The sequence below is a fragment of the Taibaiella chishuiensis genome, from assembly GCF_003014535.1.
Taxonomy (GTDB): Bacteria; Bacteroidota; Bacteroidia; order Chitinophagales; family Chitinophagaceae; genus Taibaiella; species Taibaiella chishuiensis.
Map to the genome: position 1 here is coordinate 67992 of NZ_PYGD01000009.1, position 18825 is coordinate 86816.

13 protein-coding genes are annotated in these 18825 nt (G+C 49.8%); 5 read left to right on the top strand and 8 right to left on the bottom strand.

Annotated elements, in window-relative coordinates:
- Positions 1–163: 163 nt before the first annotated feature.
- Positions 164–1792 carry an L-glutamate gamma-semialdehyde dehydrogenase gene (pruA, locus tag B0I18_RS19310; RefSeq protein WP_106524394.1) on the top strand — a complete coding sequence of 543 codons (1629 nt, stop codon included), beginning with the start codon at positions 164–166 and terminating at the stop codon, positions 1790–1792.
- Between the two features lie 83 nt (positions 1793–1875).
- Here pruA and B0I18_RS19315 read toward each other — a convergent pair whose 3' ends face one another.
- The 5 genes from B0I18_RS19315 to B0I18_RS19335 all read right to left on the bottom strand — a co-directional run bounded on the left by B0I18_RS19315 (position 1876) and on the right by B0I18_RS19335 (position 7047).
- Positions 1876–2211 carry a phosphoribosylpyrophosphate synthetase gene (locus B0I18_RS19315; RefSeq protein WP_106524395.1) on the bottom strand — a complete coding sequence of 112 codons (336 nt, stop codon included), beginning with the start codon at positions 2209–2211 and terminating at the stop codon, positions 1876–1878.
- Positions 2212–2239: 28 nt separating this feature from the next.
- Complete coding sequence (locus B0I18_RS19320; protein ID WP_106524396.1) at positions 2240–2770, bottom strand: Dps family protein; 531 nt, start codon at positions 2768–2770, stop codon at positions 2240–2242.
- Positions 2771–2932: 162 nt separating this feature from the next.
- On the bottom strand, positions 2933–5083 hold the full coding sequence (locus B0I18_RS19325; protein ID WP_106524397.1) for a S46 family peptidase: 2151 nt from the start codon (positions 5081–5083) through the stop codon (positions 2933–2935).
- Positions 5084–5161: 78 nt separating this feature from the next.
- Positions 5162–6589: a leucyl aminopeptidase family protein gene (locus tag B0I18_RS19330; protein WP_106524398.1), complete on the bottom strand. Its 1428-nt coding sequence runs from the start codon at positions 6587–6589 to the stop codon at positions 5162–5164.
- 68 nt (positions 6590–6657) lie between these two features.
- Entirely contained in the window at positions 6658–7047 is a 390-nt protein-coding gene (locus B0I18_RS19335; RefSeq protein ID WP_106524399.1) for a helix-turn-helix domain-containing protein, read from the bottom strand.
- Between the two features lie 528 nt (positions 7048–7575).
- Here B0I18_RS19335 and B0I18_RS25150 point away from each other — a divergent pair.
- The 4 genes from B0I18_RS25150 (at position 7576) to B0I18_RS19350 (ending at position 15742) form a co-directional block, all read left to right on the top strand.
- On the top strand, positions 7576–7731 hold the full coding sequence (locus B0I18_RS25150) for a hypothetical protein (RefSeq protein ID WP_181358535.1): 156 nt from the start codon (positions 7576–7578) through the stop codon (positions 7729–7731).
- A gap of 107 nt (positions 7732–7838) precedes the next feature.
- Positions 7839–13307, top strand: coding sequence for a beta strand repeat-containing protein (locus B0I18_RS25435; RefSeq protein WP_146146812.1), 5469 nt, complete (start codon positions 7839–7841; stop codon positions 13305–13307).
- A gap of 83 nt (positions 13308–13390) precedes the next feature.
- On the top strand, positions 13391–14428 hold the full coding sequence (locus B0I18_RS19345; protein ID WP_106524401.1) for a T9SS type A sorting domain-containing protein: 1038 nt from the start codon (positions 13391–13393) through the stop codon (positions 14426–14428).
- Positions 14429–14596: 168 nt separating this feature from the next.
- On the top strand, positions 14597–15742 hold the full coding sequence (locus B0I18_RS19350; RefSeq protein WP_106524402.1) for a T9SS type A sorting domain-containing protein: 1146 nt from the start codon (positions 14597–14599) through the stop codon (positions 15740–15742).
- Between the two features lie 109 nt (positions 15743–15851).
- Here B0I18_RS19350 and B0I18_RS19355 read toward each other — a convergent pair whose 3' ends face one another.
- Genes B0I18_RS19355 through lysS form a run of 3 tightly spaced genes read right to left on the bottom strand, consistent with a single transcriptional unit; the run spans position 15852 to position 18746 of the window.
- On the bottom strand, positions 15852–16805 hold the full coding sequence (locus tag B0I18_RS19355; protein ID WP_106524403.1) for a hypothetical protein: 954 nt from the start codon (positions 16803–16805) through the stop codon (positions 15852–15854).
- Between the two features lie 37 nt (positions 16806–16842).
- On the bottom strand, positions 16843–17202 hold the full coding sequence (locus B0I18_RS19360; protein ID WP_106524404.1) for a glyoxalase superfamily protein: 360 nt from the start codon (positions 17200–17202) through the stop codon (positions 16843–16845).
- A gap of 20 nt (positions 17203–17222) precedes the next feature.
- Entirely contained in the window at positions 17223–18746 is a 1524-nt protein-coding gene (gene lysS, locus B0I18_RS19365) for a lysine--tRNA ligase (RefSeq protein WP_106524405.1), read from the bottom strand.
- Positions 18747–18825: the final 79 nt, after the last annotated feature.

Consider the following 18825-nt stretch of genomic DNA (forward strand, 5'->3'; position numbering starts at 1 on the left):
TAGTACCTATAACAACCGGAGCTTTGGAAAACCCTTAGTCGACCCCAAAAAATATTGCTTTTGATTATAATAACTTTAGAAACAGGCATTTCCTGGCGCGGTAATTAATAGTTATCTTTGCCGGGCAAATTTTTTAGTCCTCAACAACTACTATTAAAAGCATATGAACAACGGATATTTCTATTTCGGACAGCCGGTCAATGAACCCGTCCGGAGTTATGCCCCGGGTTCCGCCGATGCGGAAAACCTTAAAAAAGCGATTGCCGAACTGAAAAGCCAGCAACGCGATATTCCTATGTATATCAACGGGAAGGAAGTGCGTACCGGCGATAAAAAAGAAATCCGTCCGCCCCACGAGACCGGTCATTTATTAGGACATTTTCATGCAGGCGACGAAAGCCATGTACAGCAGGCAATCGATGCTGCATTAAGTGTAAGGGAGCAGTGGGCTGCCACCAGTTGGGAGCACCGTGCCGCCATATTTATGAAAGCCGCCGAGTTGCTGGCTACGAAATACCGTTTCCGCATGAACGCGGCTACCATGCTGGGCCAGAGTAAAAATGCCTACCAGGCCGAAATCGACAGTGCCTGCGAACTGATCGATTTCCTGCGGTTCAATGTGCACTTCCTGAGCGATATCTACAGGCAACAGCCTATTTCTCCCGAAGGATTCAGCAATCGTATGGAGTACCGTGCGCTCGAAGGTTTTGTGCTGGCCGTTACACCGTTCAACTTTACGGCTATCGGCGGCAACCTGCCTACCGCGCCGGCTATGTGCGGCAACGTAGTGGTATGGAAGCCCGCCAATACACAAATTTATTCTGCCAGCGTGTTTATGGAGATCCTGCAGGAAGCAGGCCTGCCTGCCGGTGTGATCAACCTGGTATATACCAATGGCCCTGTAGTAGGCGATATCTGCTTTGCACACAAAGACTTTGCCGGGGTACACTTCACCGGTTCTACCGGCGTATTCCAGGGTATGTGGAAGACTATCGGTAACAATATCGCTAAATATAAATCTTATCCGCGTATCGTAGGCGAGACCGGCGGTAAGGACTTTATCTTCGCTCACCCTACGGCTAATATCGATTCGCTTGTTGCCAATATGGTACGCGGCGCCTTCGAATACCAGGGGCAAAAATGCTCTGCAGCTTCGCGGGTATACCTGCCTTCCAATATCGCCGAAGAGGTTAAAACTAAATTCATCGCCGAACTGAAAACCCTGAAAATGGGTGTGGTGGATGATTTTACCAATTTCATCAACGCGGTGATCGATGAGAAATCATTCGATAACCTGGCTAAATATATCGATGGCGTAAAAGGAAGCGCCGATGCAAAAATCATCCACGGCGGCAGCTACGATAAATCGAAAGGTTATTTTATCGAGCCTACCGTAATCGAAACCACCAACCCCGATTATGTAACCATGTGCGAAGAGCTGTTCGGACCGGTACTGACCATTTATGTATACAACGAACAGGAGTGGGAAACCCTGCTGGATAAGGTAGATCATACTTCCGGTTATGCCCTTACCGGCGCCATCTTTGCCCAGGACCGTTTCGTGGTAGAATACCTGACTAAAAAACTGGTAAATGCTGCCGGTAACTTCTATATCAACGATAAGCCTACCGGGGCTGTAGTAGGCCAGCAGCCGTTTGGCGGCGCCAGGGCTTCCGGTACCAACGATAAGGCCGGTTCTTTCCTGAACCTGTATCGCTGGCTGAGCGCCCGTACCATTAAGGAAACCTATGTACCGGTTACCAATTACCGGTATCCGTTCCACCAGGAATAAGCATCCATAAGCATAGCAATAAGATATAAGCCCCGGATCACAGGATCCGGGGCTTATTGTTGTTAAAAGGACAGGGGGAATTATTATTCGCCGGCTTGTGGCCGGGCTGCCAGTTTTTTGATCATCTTGTCTGAAATAGGATCGGAGTAAACGCCAAATGCATTGACCATGATACCTTTTACATCATGATGCCCGGAAGAGATCGCGTAAACGATATTTTCGTCGCCGGGGTCGGTCATGCCTTCAAAGCGGAAGATGCGGTCAATATTAAATTCGTCGGGGCTCAGCCTTTTCTGGCCGCCATCGTAGCTGATGCAATCGTTATCCAGGTTAAAGTCGTAGGTATAACCCTGGTCTTCCAGCCATTTTATCGCATCTGTTACCGTTGCAAATTCGGGATGTTCATTAAGCGTTGCCATAAAATGTGATTTTTGGTTCTGTAAAAAATTATTTCGCAGTTGCGCGCAGCATCCAGGCCATGGTTTCATGGGCTTCGATAAGACCGGTAATAAAATCGGCGCTGCCTGCATCTTTATATTTATCCTGGAACTTGTCGATATCGGAACGTAAGCGGCGGATGATCGTTTCGTGATCGTCCAGCAGTTGGGCCAGCATGGAGGATGCGGGTGTTTCGTTGTCGGAATGCTCGAGCAGCGAGGTCTCCTTCAGGAACTGGCTCATGGAGCCCAGGGCATAGTGCCCTATTTTACGGATACGTTCTGCAACCGAATCCATGATGTCGGCCAATTGGGTATATTGTTTTTCGAAAAACAGGTGCAGGTCGTGAAACTGCGCCCCTTCTACGTTCCAGTGGAATTTACGGGTTTTGGTATAGAGCAGGAATTCGTCGGACAATAATTTATTCAGTTCGTCGGCTACGGCCTGTTTATTGGCTTCACTGATGCCGATATTGGCTTCAGAAAGATCCACTGCTGTTTTTGTTGCTTTTGTTGCGGGTTTGGAAGTTGACTTTGCCATGATACTGTATTTAGATGTTTTTGTTTGTGTAGGAAGACAAACAAAGCCCTGAAATGTTTGCTAAAACCGTGTTAGATTTTGAAAATTAACGGTTTCCGGATATGCAACGAGGCCTCCTGCAATTGCAGGAGGCCTCGTGTTATAATAAAGCAGGGGAGTAGCTTAATTCAGGGTCATTTCGTTGATCAGGTTTTGTGCGCCGCCGTATTTATCGATCAGCCACAGTACAAAGCGGATGTCTACAGCGATCGTACGCTTGTATTTTTTGTCGAAAGCGATATCGCCGCTCATGGCTTCCCAGTTACCGTCGAATGCAAGTCCCAGCAGTTCGCCGTTGGCATTGATCACGGGGCTGCCGCTGTTACCGCCGGTAATGTCGTTATTGGTAATAAAGCAGGTTACCAGTTCGCCGCTGGCATCGGCATAACGGCCGTAGTCGCGGGTTTTGCACAGTTCCAGGAAATCTTTCTGGAGGTCGAATTCGTAATCGTTGGGTTTGTACTTAGCCAGCAAACCTTCGATGGTGGTATAGTAGTTATAGGAAACGGCATCCTGCGGGCTATAGCCGCCTACTTTACCGTAAGAAAGGCGCATGGTGCTGTTGGCATCGGGATAGAACAGTTTACCTTCATTTTTCAGCATCAGGCCTTTAATGTATTCTTTGCTCAGGGCTTCGCGGTCTTTGGTATACTGGGCCAGTTTTGGCTGGTAGTTGTCCTCGTAGTTATGAGCAAAGCTCAGGGCATATTGCACCGCCGGATCGGCAGCCAGTACTTCCTGCGATGGGTTGGAGGTAAAGTTTTCAAACTTGATATCGTTCAGCAGGAAGGTATTGGCAAAGGTATATTGGGCAAAGTCGTTAAAGGTTTTGGTCCAGTCGTCGTTGCCGAATTGCTTGAAGATAAATTTCTGGTACACATCGGGCAACTGGCTTTGGGGCACATCCTTATAGAACAGTTCGGCGGTACGGGCCAGCATTTCCTGTTCTACAGCCGGTACAAATTCCTTCATCATGTCCTTGCGGGCTTTCTTCAGTTCTGTAATCTCTTTGGAGATGGAGTCTGCTTTGCCTTTGCGGTCGCCCAGCATGCGGTACAGGTTGCTGGTACGGGCAGCAAACTTTGCCAGGGCTGCGCCGCCAAAGCACTCGGCATAATAGGTATTATGTTTGGCATAAGGACGGTAAGCGGTATAGATTTTGGCATAACGGTTCATCAGGCCATCGTATTCGCGGTTGCTGGCTTTGGCCCAGGCCGTAAACTCCTGCTCCTGCTGTTGCTTTTCTTCGATCACATGCAGGCGTTTCAGTTGTTCGGTCTGGCCTATAAAGTATTTCCAGTAGTTGGCGATACGGGCATAATTGCTGGCGAGCTTCAGGTTTACAGCTGGGTCTTTGCGCATATAGTTACGCATCAGCGCCAGGCGCATATCGCGGATCTTTACGATAGAGGGATTCACTTCGTTGATCGCCATGTCCACACCGTACGAAGTTTCGTAACGGTTGGTGCGGCCGGGATAGCCGAGTATCATCGCATAGTCGTTTTCATGTACGCCTTTGGTCGATACCGGCAGGAAGTGTTTGGGTTTGTAGGGTACGTTGTTTTTGGAGTAGGCAGCAGGGTTGTTGTCCTTATCTGCGTATACACGGAATACCGAGAAGTCGGCGGTATGGCGCGGCCACATCCAGTTGTCGGTATCGCCGCCGTATTTGCCCAGCGACTTAGGCGGGGTAGCTACCAGGCGGACATCGGTAAATACCTGGTATACCAGCAGGATGTACTGGTTGCCGTTAAAATAGGTCGTCAGCTGTGCGGTATATTTACCACCCTCTGCCGCTTTCTTTTCCAGGTCGGCTTTGTATTTGGTAAAAGATTTCTGTTGCTTGGCTTCATTGCCTTTCGACTTCACCTTGTTTACTTCTTCGGTAACATCTTCCATGCGTACCAGGAACTTAACCGAGAGGCCGGGTGCGTTCAGCTCTTCGTCCTGTTTTTTTGCCCAGAAGCCGTTTTCCAGGTAGTTCTTTTCCACGGTGCTCAGGTCGGCGATATTGCCGTAACCGCAGTGGTGGTTGGTAATGAGCAGGCCTTGCGGAGAAATGATCTCGCCGGTACAGCCGCCGCCGAAATGAACAACGGCATCCTTGAGGCTGGATTTATTCGCATTGTACAGGTCGTCTGCGGAAAGCTTAAGACCCAGGCGCTGCATTTCTTCATAATTTTTCCCGATCAGCATCGGTATCCACATGCCTTCATCGGCGCGTGCGGAAAGTAAAGTGACAGAAGCAAGTATGCTTAATAGAAATTTTTTCATAAGTACGCAAAAATATAAAATGTTTATGGGTATTTCCGTAACCCTTTACGGGGTAATTCAAGCGTTGATGCGGCTGATCTAGCGGCCATAGCCGCTCAGGAAGTCGACGATCAGCCGCAGGCCGTAGGCCGTGCCGCCGGTGGTGCGGTAATCCTTTTTGGCCGTGTTATGCGATACGCCGGCGATGTCGAAATGCATCCAGGGGTAATCGGTAAAATGCTCCAGGAATTTGCCGGCGGTCATGGCACCGCCTTGCGGCCCGCCTATATTTTTAAGATCGGCAATGTCGGATTTGATCATCTCCCCGTACTCGTCCCAGAGGGGCATTTCCACCAGGCGTTCATACTGGCGGAAGCCGCAGTCCTTCAGGCGGTCTTTGGTGTCGGCGGTAGCGGTGCCCATGCACACAATGCCGGCGTCGCCCACGGCTGCAGAGGCTGCGCCGGTAAGGGTAGCAAAATCGAGTACCAGTTCGGGCTGGTATTTTTTTGCATAGTGCAGGGCATCGGCCAGGATCATACGGCCTTCGGCGTCTGTATTCAATACTTCTACGGTAGTGCCGCTATACATGGTAATCACGTCGCCGGGCACATAGGCATTCTCTCCCGGGCGGTTTTCGGTGGCGGGCACCAAACCTATAATATGCAGGGGGAAGTCCAGCCGGGCTGCTACGTACATAATGCCGGCTACCAGGGCGCCGCCGCTCATGTCGCTTTTCATACGGTCCATCGAGTTGGGGGTGGGTTTCAGGCTCAGTCCGCCGGTATCGTATACCACGCCTTTGCCTACCAGTACGATGGGGTTTTTGTTGATCGCTTTTACCGGCCGGTGCTCCATTACGGTAAAGGTGGGGGGCAATATGCTACCCCGGTTTACAGCGAGCAGGCCGCCCATATTAAGTTGCTCGATTTTTGCTTTGCCCAGTACGCTTACCCGGAACCCGCCTTCTTTACCTATGGCCGTTATTTCTTTGGCCAGCTGCTCGGCGGTCAGGTAACTCAGGGGCTCGTTTACCAGGTTACGCACCAGGTAAGCCGCTTCTGTTACCGCTTGCAGCTGTTTCAGGTCTTTAAGGGTAATGCTTTGTTTCTCGAAACCGATATCCGTTAAGGTATGGCTGCGCTTTTTGGCATCAGACCGGTACTTGAGGAATTGATAGGCTGCGAGGGCAAGACCTTCTGCCAGGTAATAGGCAGCGAGTGGGGTAGCGCTGAGACTGGTAATGGTAATCTCTTTGCTTTTTAATTTATAAAGAATATCCTGTAGCTGCGCGCCTTGTTTGCGTAAGTGTTCTGCGATCTGCCAGGATTCTTTTTGCGGGGTAGTAACGATGATGTATAACTGGGTTTCAAAACGGTTAAGCTCCAGTAACTTCCTGTCGTTCCTGAGTTGCTGCTCGGCAAAGCCCAGCTCTTCTTTAGAAAGGTTGACCTGTTTTAACTGTGTTGCCTGGTCGATAATGTAGACCAGCTGCCCCTTTGGGCTTTTCTGCATTTTAAAAAACATAGGGTGTACATTTTTTGAAATGCAAAAGTACCAATACCGCGGATTAAATCGGGAAAAGACTTGGTGCTTTATTCGGAATGTCGCAGGATGCGGAGCGCCTCCTGGTGGCTGGAGATCATGGTTTTAATTTCATCTTTTAATTGCTGGATTTCTTCCCGGAGCGCCTGGTGGGCTTCTATCAGCGAGTGGATGTCTGTGTTGCCCGTGGTGGTGGTAGTGGTGTTGGCGGCTTGTGTGGCTGCTGCCGTGTTTTCTTTGCCCAGTAAGGTTTCCAGGTCTACGTTAAGCTTGTCGGCGATGGAGGTAAGGAGTAGGATGTCGATCGATTTTTTTTCGCCCCGTTCGATCTTGGCATAACTTCTTTCATCCATGTAGAGGCGGCTGCCCATTTCTTTTTGGGTAATGCCTTTGGTGCGGCGTAGCAATTTTATTTTTTCACGTATATAGGTAATGTCCATGGGGTTTTGGTTTTTAGGTTTTGTTAGTAAAACTTTAGCATATTGAGGAGGTATGCTCAGGGTAAGACTATTGGCGTAAGTAAAAATAAACTTTATTAATTATGTATAGAAACTAAATGAGTATATTCTATAACTTACTTGTTTTTCGAGTGTAGTGGACGGTTTAAAAGTACAATAATTTTTGAAGACATTTATAAATTTATTTTTATCTACTTTATTTTTGTCTGTATAATAATTTATTAATGGATAAAATCTGCGTATTTTATGTCATTTAGGGTTATGTATTAATTGTAAATATTTATATATGAACATTAATTTTTTATAAATTTTTATTTAATTAATCTATATGTACTGATTATAGGCAGATCACCTACCGAATTTGGTTGTGTGGTCTTTTTTCTTTTCATTCTACTTTTGTCCTAGATTTTTTAACAAATCCATAGGCTTGCATTAACATTGAAAACTGCCATCAAATCTCCCCATATGTAAAAAAAAATTTACCCCAATTAACCAATTCCCACCAAAACCATGAATGCTAAATCTACCATATCCTGGATTTCCCTACACAGGATTGTTACCGCTCCCAACGGTATCTTTTTTCCCCTGCTTACAGCCCCCTTGCGCCTGAATGGCCGGCCGGAGTTACAACTCCCCTGGCACTACCTGTCGTCGCCCGGTGTTTAATACCCGCGGTGCGCATTGTTGTACCCGCCAGGGCTGTAATATCTATGAAAACACCATGTTGACCTATAGTTTTTCATTTTTTCACTTTTTCTAAACCCACTAAAGTTATGACACGACTTTATCATGCTCAAGGTAACGAGCGAGGCCGGGGCTCCGGAATCGCACGTATGCTCGCTTTTTTGATTATGGCGAGTCTGGGGCTGGTCACACAGGCCAGCGCCCAGGTAACACGAACATTCACATCCGGGGGGACATTTGATGTACCCACCGGGGTAACCAGTATTAAAGTAGAAGCCTGGGGCGCCGGTGGCGGTGGCGGTAACGTTAATGGCCGCGATGGCGGCGGTGGCGGCGGCGCTTATGCCGTTAAGACCTTTACCGTAACTCCGGGTGCTTCCTACAATGTTGTGATCGGCACCGGCGGTGTGCCCGGTAATAGCGGTACCAGTACCACTTTCGGCGCCAATGTTGTGGTGGCTGCAGGCGGAGCTTCGGGCCAGGCTAACCGCAGCGGTGGCCAGGGCGGCCAGGCATCGGCCAGTACCGGCGATGTTACACATTCCGGCGGTAACGGCGGTAGCGCCGGCAACAATAGTACCGGCGGCGGCGGCGGTGGTTCGGCATTAACCTCCGGCAACGGCGGCACTGGTAATCCCGGTGCTAATGGCAGCCCCAACTTCGGCGGCAGCGGCGGTACGGGTACCGGTAACGGTGGCGACGGCGGCAGCACGAACTCATTTGATGCAGACAACGGCGGCAACCCCGGTGGCGGTGGTGGCGGCGGCGGTACCAATACCAATTCCGGTAATGGCGCCCGCGGCGAAGTCCGTGTTACCTATACCTGTCCTTCTGCGACTATTGCTTATTCCGGTTCTCCTTTCTGTCATAACCTGACTTCCGTAAGCCCTACTTTAACAGGCGCTGCGGGCGGTACTTATTCTGCAGCTCCTGCGGGTCTTTCGATCAACAGCACTACCGGTGCTATCGATCCTTCCAACAGTACTGCGGGTACTTATACCGTTACTTACAACATTCCTACATCCGGCGCCGGTGTTTATACCTGCGCTGCGGTAAATGCAACGGCTAATGTTGTAATCAGGACTACATCTTTTGCTTCTATAGCAGGTGCTTCCAATACCCAGATCTGTTACGGACAAGGCGTTAGTGTAAACGTAAACGTAACAGGTGCTGTTCCGTTTACCGGCAACTTCAACATCGCCGCGGAAACATCGCCCGGGGTATTTGGTACACCAGTTACCTTCGGACCTTTTAATGTTACCACTACCGGTGCATCGGCTGTAGCTATTCCTGCTTCATCCCTGCCTAATACCGGTTCTTCTACGCTTAAATACCGTATTTCCTGGCAGTCGGGTTCCGACGCAAACGGTTGTACTGCAACACCGCTTACCGGTTTTGTAGATATTACCGTTAACCCGCTCCCTGCGATCAGCGTAAGCGCCCAGTCGACCGGAACGGTATGTCCCGGATCTACCCTCAACTTTACGGTTTCTGAAACCAACAACGTAGGCGGTACCTTTAACTGGATAGCCCGCGATGCGAATGGTGTAGGCCTCGACAGTGCCGTGAATGTAGCCTATGCTACCGGCGTACATACCAACCTGGGCGGCGTTTGCCTTTCTGCAGCACGCAACCCGGTTACCTTTACCTTTACCCCGGTAGGCCCGATCACCCTGAATTGCCAGGGCATATCGCTTCCTTTCCCGGTAACAGTAATGGATACGGTTAAACCTACCTGGAGCACTACTGCTGCTTCCCTGAACAGGACGGTATCCTGCAGCGATGCTGCCGGTCTTACTGCAGCCCAGGCGCTGCACCCTACGGCCAGCGACAACTGCGATACCAGCGTAGCTAATCCTGCCCATATCGTAAAAACTGCAGGTGCATTTGTGCCCAGCGTTTCTTGTGCCAATGCAGGTACTTATACCAATACCTGGACCGTAACGGACCGTTGCAATAATACCAGCAATGTCTTCACCCAGGTAATCAATGTGGTAGATACTACAAAACCAACCTGGACGACTGTAGCCGGTAACCTGAACAGGACCGTATCCTGCAGCAGCACGGCCGATCTTACGGCAGCCCAGGCTTTGTTCCCGGTTGCCAGCGATAATTGCGATAACGATGTAACCAATGTCGTAAAAACGGCTGGTTTATTTGTGCCCAGCGTTTCCTGTGCCAATGCCGGTACCTATACCAATACCTGGACGGTAACGGATGATTGCGGTAATGCAAGCGCCGTATTTACCCAGGTAATTAATGTGGTAGATACGGTTAAGCCAACCTGGACTACTGTAGCCGGTAACCTGAACAGGACCGTATCCTGCAGCAGCACGGCCGATCTTAATGCAGCCCAGGCGCTGTTCCCGGTTGCCAGCGATAATTGCGATAATGATGTAACCAATGTCGTAAAAACAGCGGGTTTATTTGTGCCTAGTGTTGGTTGTGCCAACGCCGGTACCTATACCAATACCTGGACGGTAACCGATGATTGTGGTAATGCAAGTGCTGTATTTACCCAGGTGATCAATGTAGTAGATACTACAAAACCAACCTGGACTACCGTAGCCGGTAGCCTGAACAGGACAGTATCCTGCAGCGATGCAGCCGGTCTTACCGCAGCCCAGTCGCTGTTGCCAACCGCAACGGATAACTGCGATGCCGATGTAAGCAATATCGTAAAAACCACCGGTGCATTTGTACAAGGTTCCTGCACTAACGCCGGTACCCGTACCAATACCTGGACCGTTACCGATGATTGCGGTAATATCAGTGCCAGCTTTACACAGGTGATTACGATCATCGATACGACTAAACCGGTATGGGTTACCGTAGCCGGCAACCTCGACCGTACCGTAGCCTGTAAAACAGGTACCGCCTATGCTGCTGCAGAAGCGTTGTTCCCTGTTGCTTCCGACAACTGTGATGTCGATGTAACCAATATCTCTAAAACTACCGGTTCTTTTGTACCTAGCGTTGGTTGTGCCGAAGAGGGTACCTATACCAATACCTGGACGGTAACCGATGATTGCGGTAACATAAGCGGTAGCTATACCCAGGTAATTACTGTAGAGAACGAAGACTTTGTAATGCCTGCCAATGCAGGAAGCACCGTAGCCTGCGCATCCAATGCCGTAGCGCCTACCCTGCCTAATGTAACGGATAATTGCGGTAACGTGCTGACGCCGTCGGCTCCCGTAATCAGCCAGGCGCCGGTTTGCAATGGTTCTATGACCTATACGTATACCTATACCGATTGCGAGGGTAATACACACAATTGGGTGTATACCTACACGATCCTGGACAATATCAAACCTGTGCTGGTAGCACCGGCAACGCAACGTCTTAACGTAGGCGCAGGTGCTAACTGTACCGTAACCATGCCTGACTACAGGTCGCTGGTTACTGCTACAGACAATTGTGGCGGTTCTGTAACCCTGGTTCAGCTTGCTCCCAACGATCCGGGTTCCAGCGTGATCGGTTATGGCGGTACCCGTACCATCAAAATTAAAGGTACAGACTGTGCCGGTAACTCCGACACCACTACCTTCCAGCTGGAACTGGTAGACTCTACTGCTCCTGTTGCGATTACACATCCTGTTACGGTTTACCTGGATGCAGCCGGTCATGCGAGCGTAACTGCCGCTATGATCAATAATGGCAGCCATGATAACTGTTCGCCGGTAACTTTAAGCATCAGCCCGAGCACATTTGATTGCAGTAATGTTGGTTCCGGCAATACCGTAACCCTTACCGTTAAAGATGCATGGATGAATACGGCTACAGCACCTGCTACCGTAACCGTGATCGACACCGTTAGGCCTGTTATTACGGTATGTGCTCCTAACATCACTGTAGGTAAAGGACCGCTGTGCACCAACGAGCTCCTGAACTATACAGGGCTGGTTACCGCTACCGATGCCTGTGGTATCGATACCGTAATGCAGTCTCCTGCACCGGGTACTATTATTGCTGCACTCGTGCCGACTATCCCGGTTACCCTTACCGTTAAAGATAAGAGCGGTAATATGACTTCCTGCTCTTTCACGATTACTTATGTAGATACTACGGCTCCTGTAATCGTTGGCTGTCCTTCAGACATCGTTGTGGGTAATGCGCCGGGCCAGTGCGGTAATACCGTAAGCTGGAAAGCGCCTGTGGCTACCGACAACTGTACCGACCTCGGTCCTGTTGTACTGACTTCTAACCACAACCCGGGCGATGCCTTCCCTAAAGGAACTACAACGGTTACGTATACCGCAACCGATGCTTCCAACAATGTAAGCACCTGCTCCTTTACCGTAACGGTTAACGATACCGAAGCCCCTGTACTGAGCAACTGTCCTTCTGATGTTGCTGTAAATACCGGTGTGGGCGCTACCAGCTGCAGTGCTGCTGCTACCTGGACCGAGCCTGGTGCTACCGACAACTGTGTATCTTCTGCTCACCTGATCTGGACCAAGAGCCATACACCGGGATCGGTATTCCCTGTAGGAACCACACAGGTTACCTATACCGCTACCGACTCTTCCGGCAACGTAAGCACAGTATGTTCTTTCAACGTTGTGGTTACTGATAATACCGTGCCTGAGTTCTCCTCCTGCCCGGCTAATATCAATAGCAATACCAATATCGCAGGTTGTAAGGCCAGCGTAGTCACTCCAGATCCTGTTGTTGGCGACAACTGCGCCATGAGCACCCTGACCTGGACCCTGAGCGGCGCTACAACTGCTGCTTCTCCGCTTACAGGCACCAATAACATCGGCACACATGTGTTCGAGGTAGGTACCACTGTGGTTACTTATACTGCCACCGATGCCTCCGGCAATACCGCTACATGTTCGTACAATGTAGTAGTAGTCAATAACCTCGAAGGTCATATTGCCGGTTCCAGCACGGTAGCGCAGAATGCGAATACGACATCTACCATTTCCTTCACGGCAAATGGCGGCCAGGCGCCGTATACCTTCCAGTATACTGTTAATGGTGGTTCTGTACAAACCATTGCCACTACCGGTGTGAATACCATCGTAACCGTTCCGCAATCCAATGCAGTGCTCGGCGACTTTATCTACAACCTGGTAAGCGTAACGGATGCCAATGGCTGTACAGGTACCCTGCCTGCTGATCATAGCGATACCGTTAAAGTGGTACTGGTAGTGCCTGTTGCAGATCTTATCCCGAACCTGGTAGTAAGTTCTCCGATATTCACCCCGGCAAACAACAGCCGTCCGTATACACTCGATGTGTACAATATCGGAGTCGTGCCTACCAATGGCCAGATTCAGCTTTACATCCTTAAGCCAACCTCTGCGTTCGCTATCTCTCTTAACGAGACGAATACCTGGAGTATCACTGATTTCGGTGCTTACTATGAAATAACCGGTAGCCCTGTGATCGGTGTGAACGGTAGCACAACCATTACCGGTGACATCACGACGAATGCTAACGTTTCGCTTGGAACGTCGACCATTTCCGTGACCATTACCCCGGGCTCAGGTGGTGAGACTAACGGTAACAACAACTCCGTAAACGCGGTACTGAACGTAACCAACTAAGTTTATTGCTCCCGGGCGGGCCCGTTCCACCCGGGAGCATAAAAACGAGAAACCCAATTAATAAACAAGAAAAAATACTTCATATGAAAAAGGTTTTGCAAAGTTTCCTGGTGGCGGGAGTACTCCTCGTCGCAGCCAGTACAGAAAGTTATGCTCAGCCTACCGTGGATCTTACATTGACGGGGTCGCCCAATCTCGGTACTTACACCGGGATCGGTATTGCTGGAACATTTGGTCTTACCTTCCAGAACCCCTCAACTACAAATCTGCTGGCCGGCGCTTTCCAGATCGTTTTAACCGTACCTACCGGTATCCAGTTCGATGCTACTTACCCGGGCACGCCGCCAGGTTGGACTTATACCCGTACCAGCCTGCAATCTGCGCTGCTGGTGCCTACCGCCCAGGTAGTGGGTATTATTCCCAGTGTACCGGCGAGCATTGTCGTGTTTAATGTGCCCTTTACCACTACGCAGGCGGTAACGGCTCAAACCTACTCTGCCCAGATCCAGCGTACCGGTTTACCGCAGTACAACGATCCGAATCCAAACAATAACAGCCCAACCGGTACGGTGAGTGTAACTGTTCCGCTGGCGATCACTTTCGAGTCTTTCGAGGTAAGCGCCAAAGGTTGCCAGGCCATCCTGAGCTGGGCCACTTCTTTCGAAAGGAATAATGAGTACTTCAATGTAGAAAGAAGCGTTAACGGTGTCGATTTCGAAGCTATCGGCAAGGTGAAATCTGCAGGTTCGGGTGCTGTGCGCAGGACCTATAGCTATGTAGATGCACATCCGCAGCATGGCAAAAATTTATACCGCATCGTACAGGTTAATACCGACCGGTCTACCTCGGTAACGCCTACGCGTGACCTCAGCTTCGACTGTAAAGGCCCGGGCGTGGAGTTATATCCTAACCCCGCCAAGGTTAAACTGTACGTAAAAGGGCTGAAGGGCAAGAACACCATCCGCGTGTTCAATGCACTGGGCCAACAGGTGCTGGAACGGACTACAGAGCTTGCTGTTTATGAACTCGATGTGCATGGACTGGCTGCTGCCGTTTACCAGATACAAGTATCGGACGCAACTGATATAGTATATAGTGGGAAATTCCTCAAAGGGGAATAGGTTGTGTTCAAAAGTGAAAAGGGAGGCTGTCCGAAAGGACAGCCTCTTTTTATTGGAGAAATTCCGTACGTAGCGCTTTTGTATAAAAGAGCGAATTAGGATAATGTTAAGAATAGGACCTCAGCTTTTTTGCTTTACATTTGCACTGCATCCAAACAAAAAAAAGACATGAAAAGAATTACACTCTTACTGGCCTCTATGGGCTTGAGTATGGCCCTGTTTGCGCAAGTACAGGCAACCCTGACCCCGGCAACATCCGGTCAGAATTACCAGGCAGTTGTCCGCCTTAAAAACAGCGGCACAGCCGTTACCGGTAATATCTCCAGTTTTACTGTGGGCATCCGTATTCCCGACCAGGGCGCAAATAACCCGACGCTCAACATTAACGGCCTGAATGGTACCACTGCAGGCGGTCCAACAACCAATATCGCACCTTCGCTTGTTCTTGGAGGATATGCTTACTACCTCGTAGCGCCTAACTTCAATAACTCTCCTTTCGCGATGACCACCAACCAGGAGAAAGACTTACTGGGCCTGGCTTTTTACGGTACCAGCGGTACTGCTGCCATTATTCCTTCCGTAGAGATGATCACCTTCCAGGGAGGTAACCCTCCGGGCGCACCGTCAGTTCCCAACTACCAGATGGAGTACTATGTATTTATCAGCGGCGATAAAACAGAAACCAATAACTCTTTCTATGCTTCTCCTTCTTCTGTAAACCTGAACAATGCCACTAACCCCAAAGTAGTAGGGCTTAACTCTGTACCGCTGTCTGTAAGCTGGTTGTCGTTCACTGCAGAAAAAGCAGGCGACCACGCGCTGCTGAACTGGGCTACAGCAAACGAAACCAACAATGCCGGTTTCGAGGTAGAACGCAGCGCCGATGGTAAAACCTTCAGCAAAATCGGTTTTGTAAGCACCCTGGCGGTTGCGGGTAACAGCAACGAAAAACTGGCGTATAGCTTTACCGACAGCAAACCGCTGAACGGCGATAATAACTACCGCCTGAAACAAACCGACCGCGATGGTAAAGTAAGCTATAGCAAAACAAACCGTGTAACCTTCGGTGGTGGTATTGCTACAAGCGTAGCCGTTTATCCTAACCCGGTTAGCGGCACAACCGTACGTGTAAAAGGTAACAACATCAGCAATGTAACCGTATTCAATATGGCCGGTCAGCAGATCGTAGTACCGGTTACCTATGGTGTTACTGAAAACGTACTCAACGCTTCAGGCCTGGCCTCCGGCAGCTACACGATCCGTGTACAGGCCGACGGTGCAGCTACTAACCACAAACTGGTAGTACAACACTAATCCCCCGGTTCTTCTATCGGATAACACTTGTTATACATAAAGAGGCTGCTCCTGTGAGCAGCCTCTTCCTATTTATTCTGTACCTGTTTGCTGTGGATGCAAAAAGCTATTATTGTTTTTTTATCCGGATCAATGCTCTTTTACCGATCGTGTTATGGGCAATTACCTCGTAACTTTCGGTGCCGTCGGTGAGCAGTATATTAGCCGTATTGGGCGGTTCGTTGCCTTCGTTCAGGGCGATTACGGTAATGATGTTCAGTTCATTACCGCCTATGGGTAATACCAGCTTTTTCTTCTCTTTGGTGAGCACATAATTGGTGAGCACTTCCTGGCCGTTATACAGGATGGTTACCTTATCGTTATCCACGGTATTGCCATCCCATACTTCCAGTTGCACCTGCCCGGTTTTCCAGAGGTAAGTTTTGTCTTTGCCCTCGGTAATGTTATCTGCCCTGGGCGTTACGGCCACAGGCTGTTGCCGGGGCTGTTTTGGAGCATTGCCGATAAAGGGATTGTCTTCGGGGCCCAGTTCCTTTTTGGGGGCAGCCGGTGTTTTAGTGCCTGCAGGTTTGGTTGCCACCGCCTGCTGCGGTGACGCCGGAGGCGGATTAAACAGCTGTTCCAGTTCTGCAGCGCTGGCGAAAGTAATACCGCCGCTGCTGCAATTGGCGCCATTGCCGGACGTTTTGGTAATAAGCGGGCCGGATATGGTGCGGGCTTGTGCACTATAGGTAAGCAAGGCTTCCACCAGGCATATGGTGGCCTTACTTTCGAAGTGGTTGTTGGAGAGGATCTCTCTTTCCCGGATGTTCAGCGTTTTGTTTTCCCGGTCTACGATCGCGGTTACATAGGTTTTTACCGTATTGGGCTCCTGCGCATAGGTATAGGCATAACCACCCAGTATATTTCCTGCAGAGTCGTGGAGGTCGAGTTTATAAGTAAAGGACTCGCCGCCCTGTACGCCCATAAACCCCTTGAGTTCGTAATGGCGTTGCTGTTGGGCATGGCTGGCCGGGTTAAGGCCGGTAGCCAGCAGGCCGGTTATAATAAGATACCGTTTCATAAAATAGACCGCTTGTTTGCTCCCGGGACTCCGCTGCTTATTCCCCCGAATTGAACAGGATATTATTGCCGAAGGGATCGGTTACCTGGATATAATGGCCGCCCCAAGGGGCTTTTTCCAGGCCCGGTTTGTTGTATTTGTAATTTTTGTCCAGCAGCATTTTATGATAGGCCGGCAGGTCGCCGGTAAATTCGATAAATGCTTTGGAGCCCGGCGTGGCATCGCCATGATGCTCGCTCAGGTGAAAAACAATGTCATCCATCGAAACCTGCATATACAGCGGGAAGTTGTCGCCATAACGGTGTTCCCAGTCTATGGTGAAGCCCAGCCAGTCTATATAAAAGGCTATTGCTTTTTCAACATCGAAGATCCTGAAGACAGGTTTGACGGATGACATGTATTGATTTTAAGTTTCGGTTAAGCATTCACTTTCTCCGGACGCATCTGCGGGAAGAACAACACATCCTGGATGGAAGGCTGCCCGGTAAGCATCATGGACAAACGTTCGATACCGATACCGATACCGGAAGTTGGCGGCATACCGTATTCCAGGGCACGCAGGAAGTCGTGGTCGATAAACATGGCTTCGTCGTCGCCGCGCTCCATCAGTTTTACCTGGTCTTCAAAACGCTCGCGCTGGTCGATAGGATCGTTCAGCTCGCTATAGGCATTGGCCAGTTCTTTACCATTTACCATCAGCTCGAAGCGTTCTACCAGGCCTTCTTTGCTGCGGTGTTTTTTAGTCAGCGGGCTCATCTCTACCGGGTAGTCGATAATGAAGGTCGGCTGTATGTATTTGCCTTCGCATTTTTCACCAAACAGCTCGTCGATCAGTTTGCCACGGCCCATGCTTGGCGTAACCGGGATGTGCAGTTGTTTGCAGGTATCGCGCAGTTCGTCCTCGTTCATATTGCTGATGTCGATACCGGTATGCTCTTTAATGGCGTCGTATATGCTTACGCGCGGGTAGGGCGCTTTAAAGTCAATCTCCACGCCGTTTACAACACTTACCGAAGTACCATTGGTCGCTACGGCAGTGCGTTCCAGCATTTGTTCGGTGGTTTCCATCATCCAGTAGTAGTCTTTGTAGGCCACGTAAAATTCGAGGATGGTAAACTCGGGGTTATGCGTGCGGTCCATGCCTTCGTTCCTGAAGTTGCGGCTAAACTCGTATACCCAGTCGAAACCGCCTACGATCAGGCGTTTCAGGTACAGCTCGTTGGCAATACGCAGGTACAGGGGCATGTCCAGTGCGTTGTGATGCGTAATGAACGGGCGTGCAGCTGCACCGCCCGGTATGCTTTGCAGCACGGGGGTGTCTACTTCGAGCGCGCCTTGTTCATTCAGGAATTCGCGGATCGCATTTTTCATTTTCGTGATCTTCACAAAGGTTTCCTTTACGCCCGGGTTCACGATCAGGTCGGCATAACGCTGGCGGTAACGGAACTCGGGATCGGTAACCTCGTCAAACACATTGCCTTCTTCATCGCGTTTTACCACGGGTAGTGGCTTCAGCGATTTAGACAGCAGGGTCAGCGATTCGGTATGCAGCGATACCTCGCCGGTTTTGGTAGTAAACACATAACCCGTGGCGCCGATAAAGTCGCCGAGGTCGAGGCCATGCCGCACCACGTTATCCCAGAAGGATTTGTCCTCGCCTGGGCACAGCTCATCACGCTTGGTATAGAGTTGAAAAATGCCTTTGCTGTCCTGGATCTTGATGAAGAATACCTTTCCCTTATCCATAATGCTTACAATACGTCCGGCTACGCATACCTTGCTGAATGCTTCCTTATGTTCTTCAGTATATGCAGCTTTGATATCGGCGGAGTAGTGCGATACGGGATAAAGCGGGGCAGGGTACGGATCTATACCGGCCTCCTGGAGCTTGGCGAGTTTTTCTCTGCGTACAATTTCTTGTTCGCTAAGTGTGATTTGCATGTTAGTGATCAATAAGTTATTTTAATAATAGTTGCAAAAATACAGAATTAAGGCGTCGAAAACCAGTAAAAGAAAAAGG

What these genes read in the sequence shown, in the direction of transcription:
- B0I18_RS19335 (WP_106524399.1), bottom strand. Translation starts at nt 7,047, where the DNA reads ATGGACATTACCTATATACGTGAAAAAATAAAATTGCTACGCCGCACC.
- B0I18_RS19360 (WP_106524404.1), bottom strand. Translation starts at nt 17,202, where the DNA reads ATGTCATCCGTCAAACCTGTCTTCAGGATCTTCGATGTTGAAAAAGCA.
- B0I18_RS25435 (WP_146146812.1), top strand. Translation starts at nt 7,839, where the DNA reads ATGACACGACTTTATCATGCTCAAGGTAACGAGCGAGGCCGGGGCTCC.
- B0I18_RS19350 (WP_106524402.1), top strand. Translation starts at nt 14,597, where the DNA reads ATGAAAAGAATTACACTCTTACTGGCCTCTATGGGCTTGAGTATGGCC.
- B0I18_RS19330 (WP_106524398.1), bottom strand. Translation starts at nt 6,589, where the DNA reads ATGTTTTTTAAAATGCAGAAAAGCCCAAAGGGGCAGCTGGTCTACATT.
- lysS (WP_106524405.1), bottom strand. Translation starts at nt 18,746, where the DNA reads ATGCAAATCACACTTAGCGAACAAGAAATTGTACGCAGAGAAAAACTC.
- B0I18_RS19355 (WP_106524403.1), bottom strand. Translation starts at nt 16,805, where the DNA reads ATGAAACGGTATCTTATTATAACCGGCCTGCTGGCTACCGGCCTTAAC.
- B0I18_RS19325 (WP_106524397.1), bottom strand. Translation starts at nt 5,083, where the DNA reads ATGAAAAAATTTCTATTAAGCATACTTGCTTCTGTCACTTTACTTTCC.
- B0I18_RS19345 (WP_106524401.1), top strand. Translation starts at nt 13,391, where the DNA reads ATGAAAAAGGTTTTGCAAAGTTTCCTGGTGGCGGGAGTACTCCTCGTC.
- B0I18_RS25150 (WP_181358535.1), top strand. Translation starts at nt 7,576, where the DNA reads ATGAATGCTAAATCTACCATATCCTGGATTTCCCTACACAGGATTGTT.
- B0I18_RS19320 (WP_106524396.1), bottom strand. Translation starts at nt 2,770, where the DNA reads ATGGCAAAGTCAACTTCCAAACCCGCAACAAAAGCAACAAAAACAGCA.
- pruA (WP_106524394.1), top strand. Translation starts at nt 164, where the DNA reads ATGAACAACGGATATTTCTATTTCGGACAGCCGGTCAATGAACCCGTC.
- B0I18_RS19315 (WP_106524395.1), bottom strand. Translation starts at nt 2,211, where the DNA reads ATGGCAACGCTTAATGAACATCCCGAATTTGCAACGGTAACAGATGCG.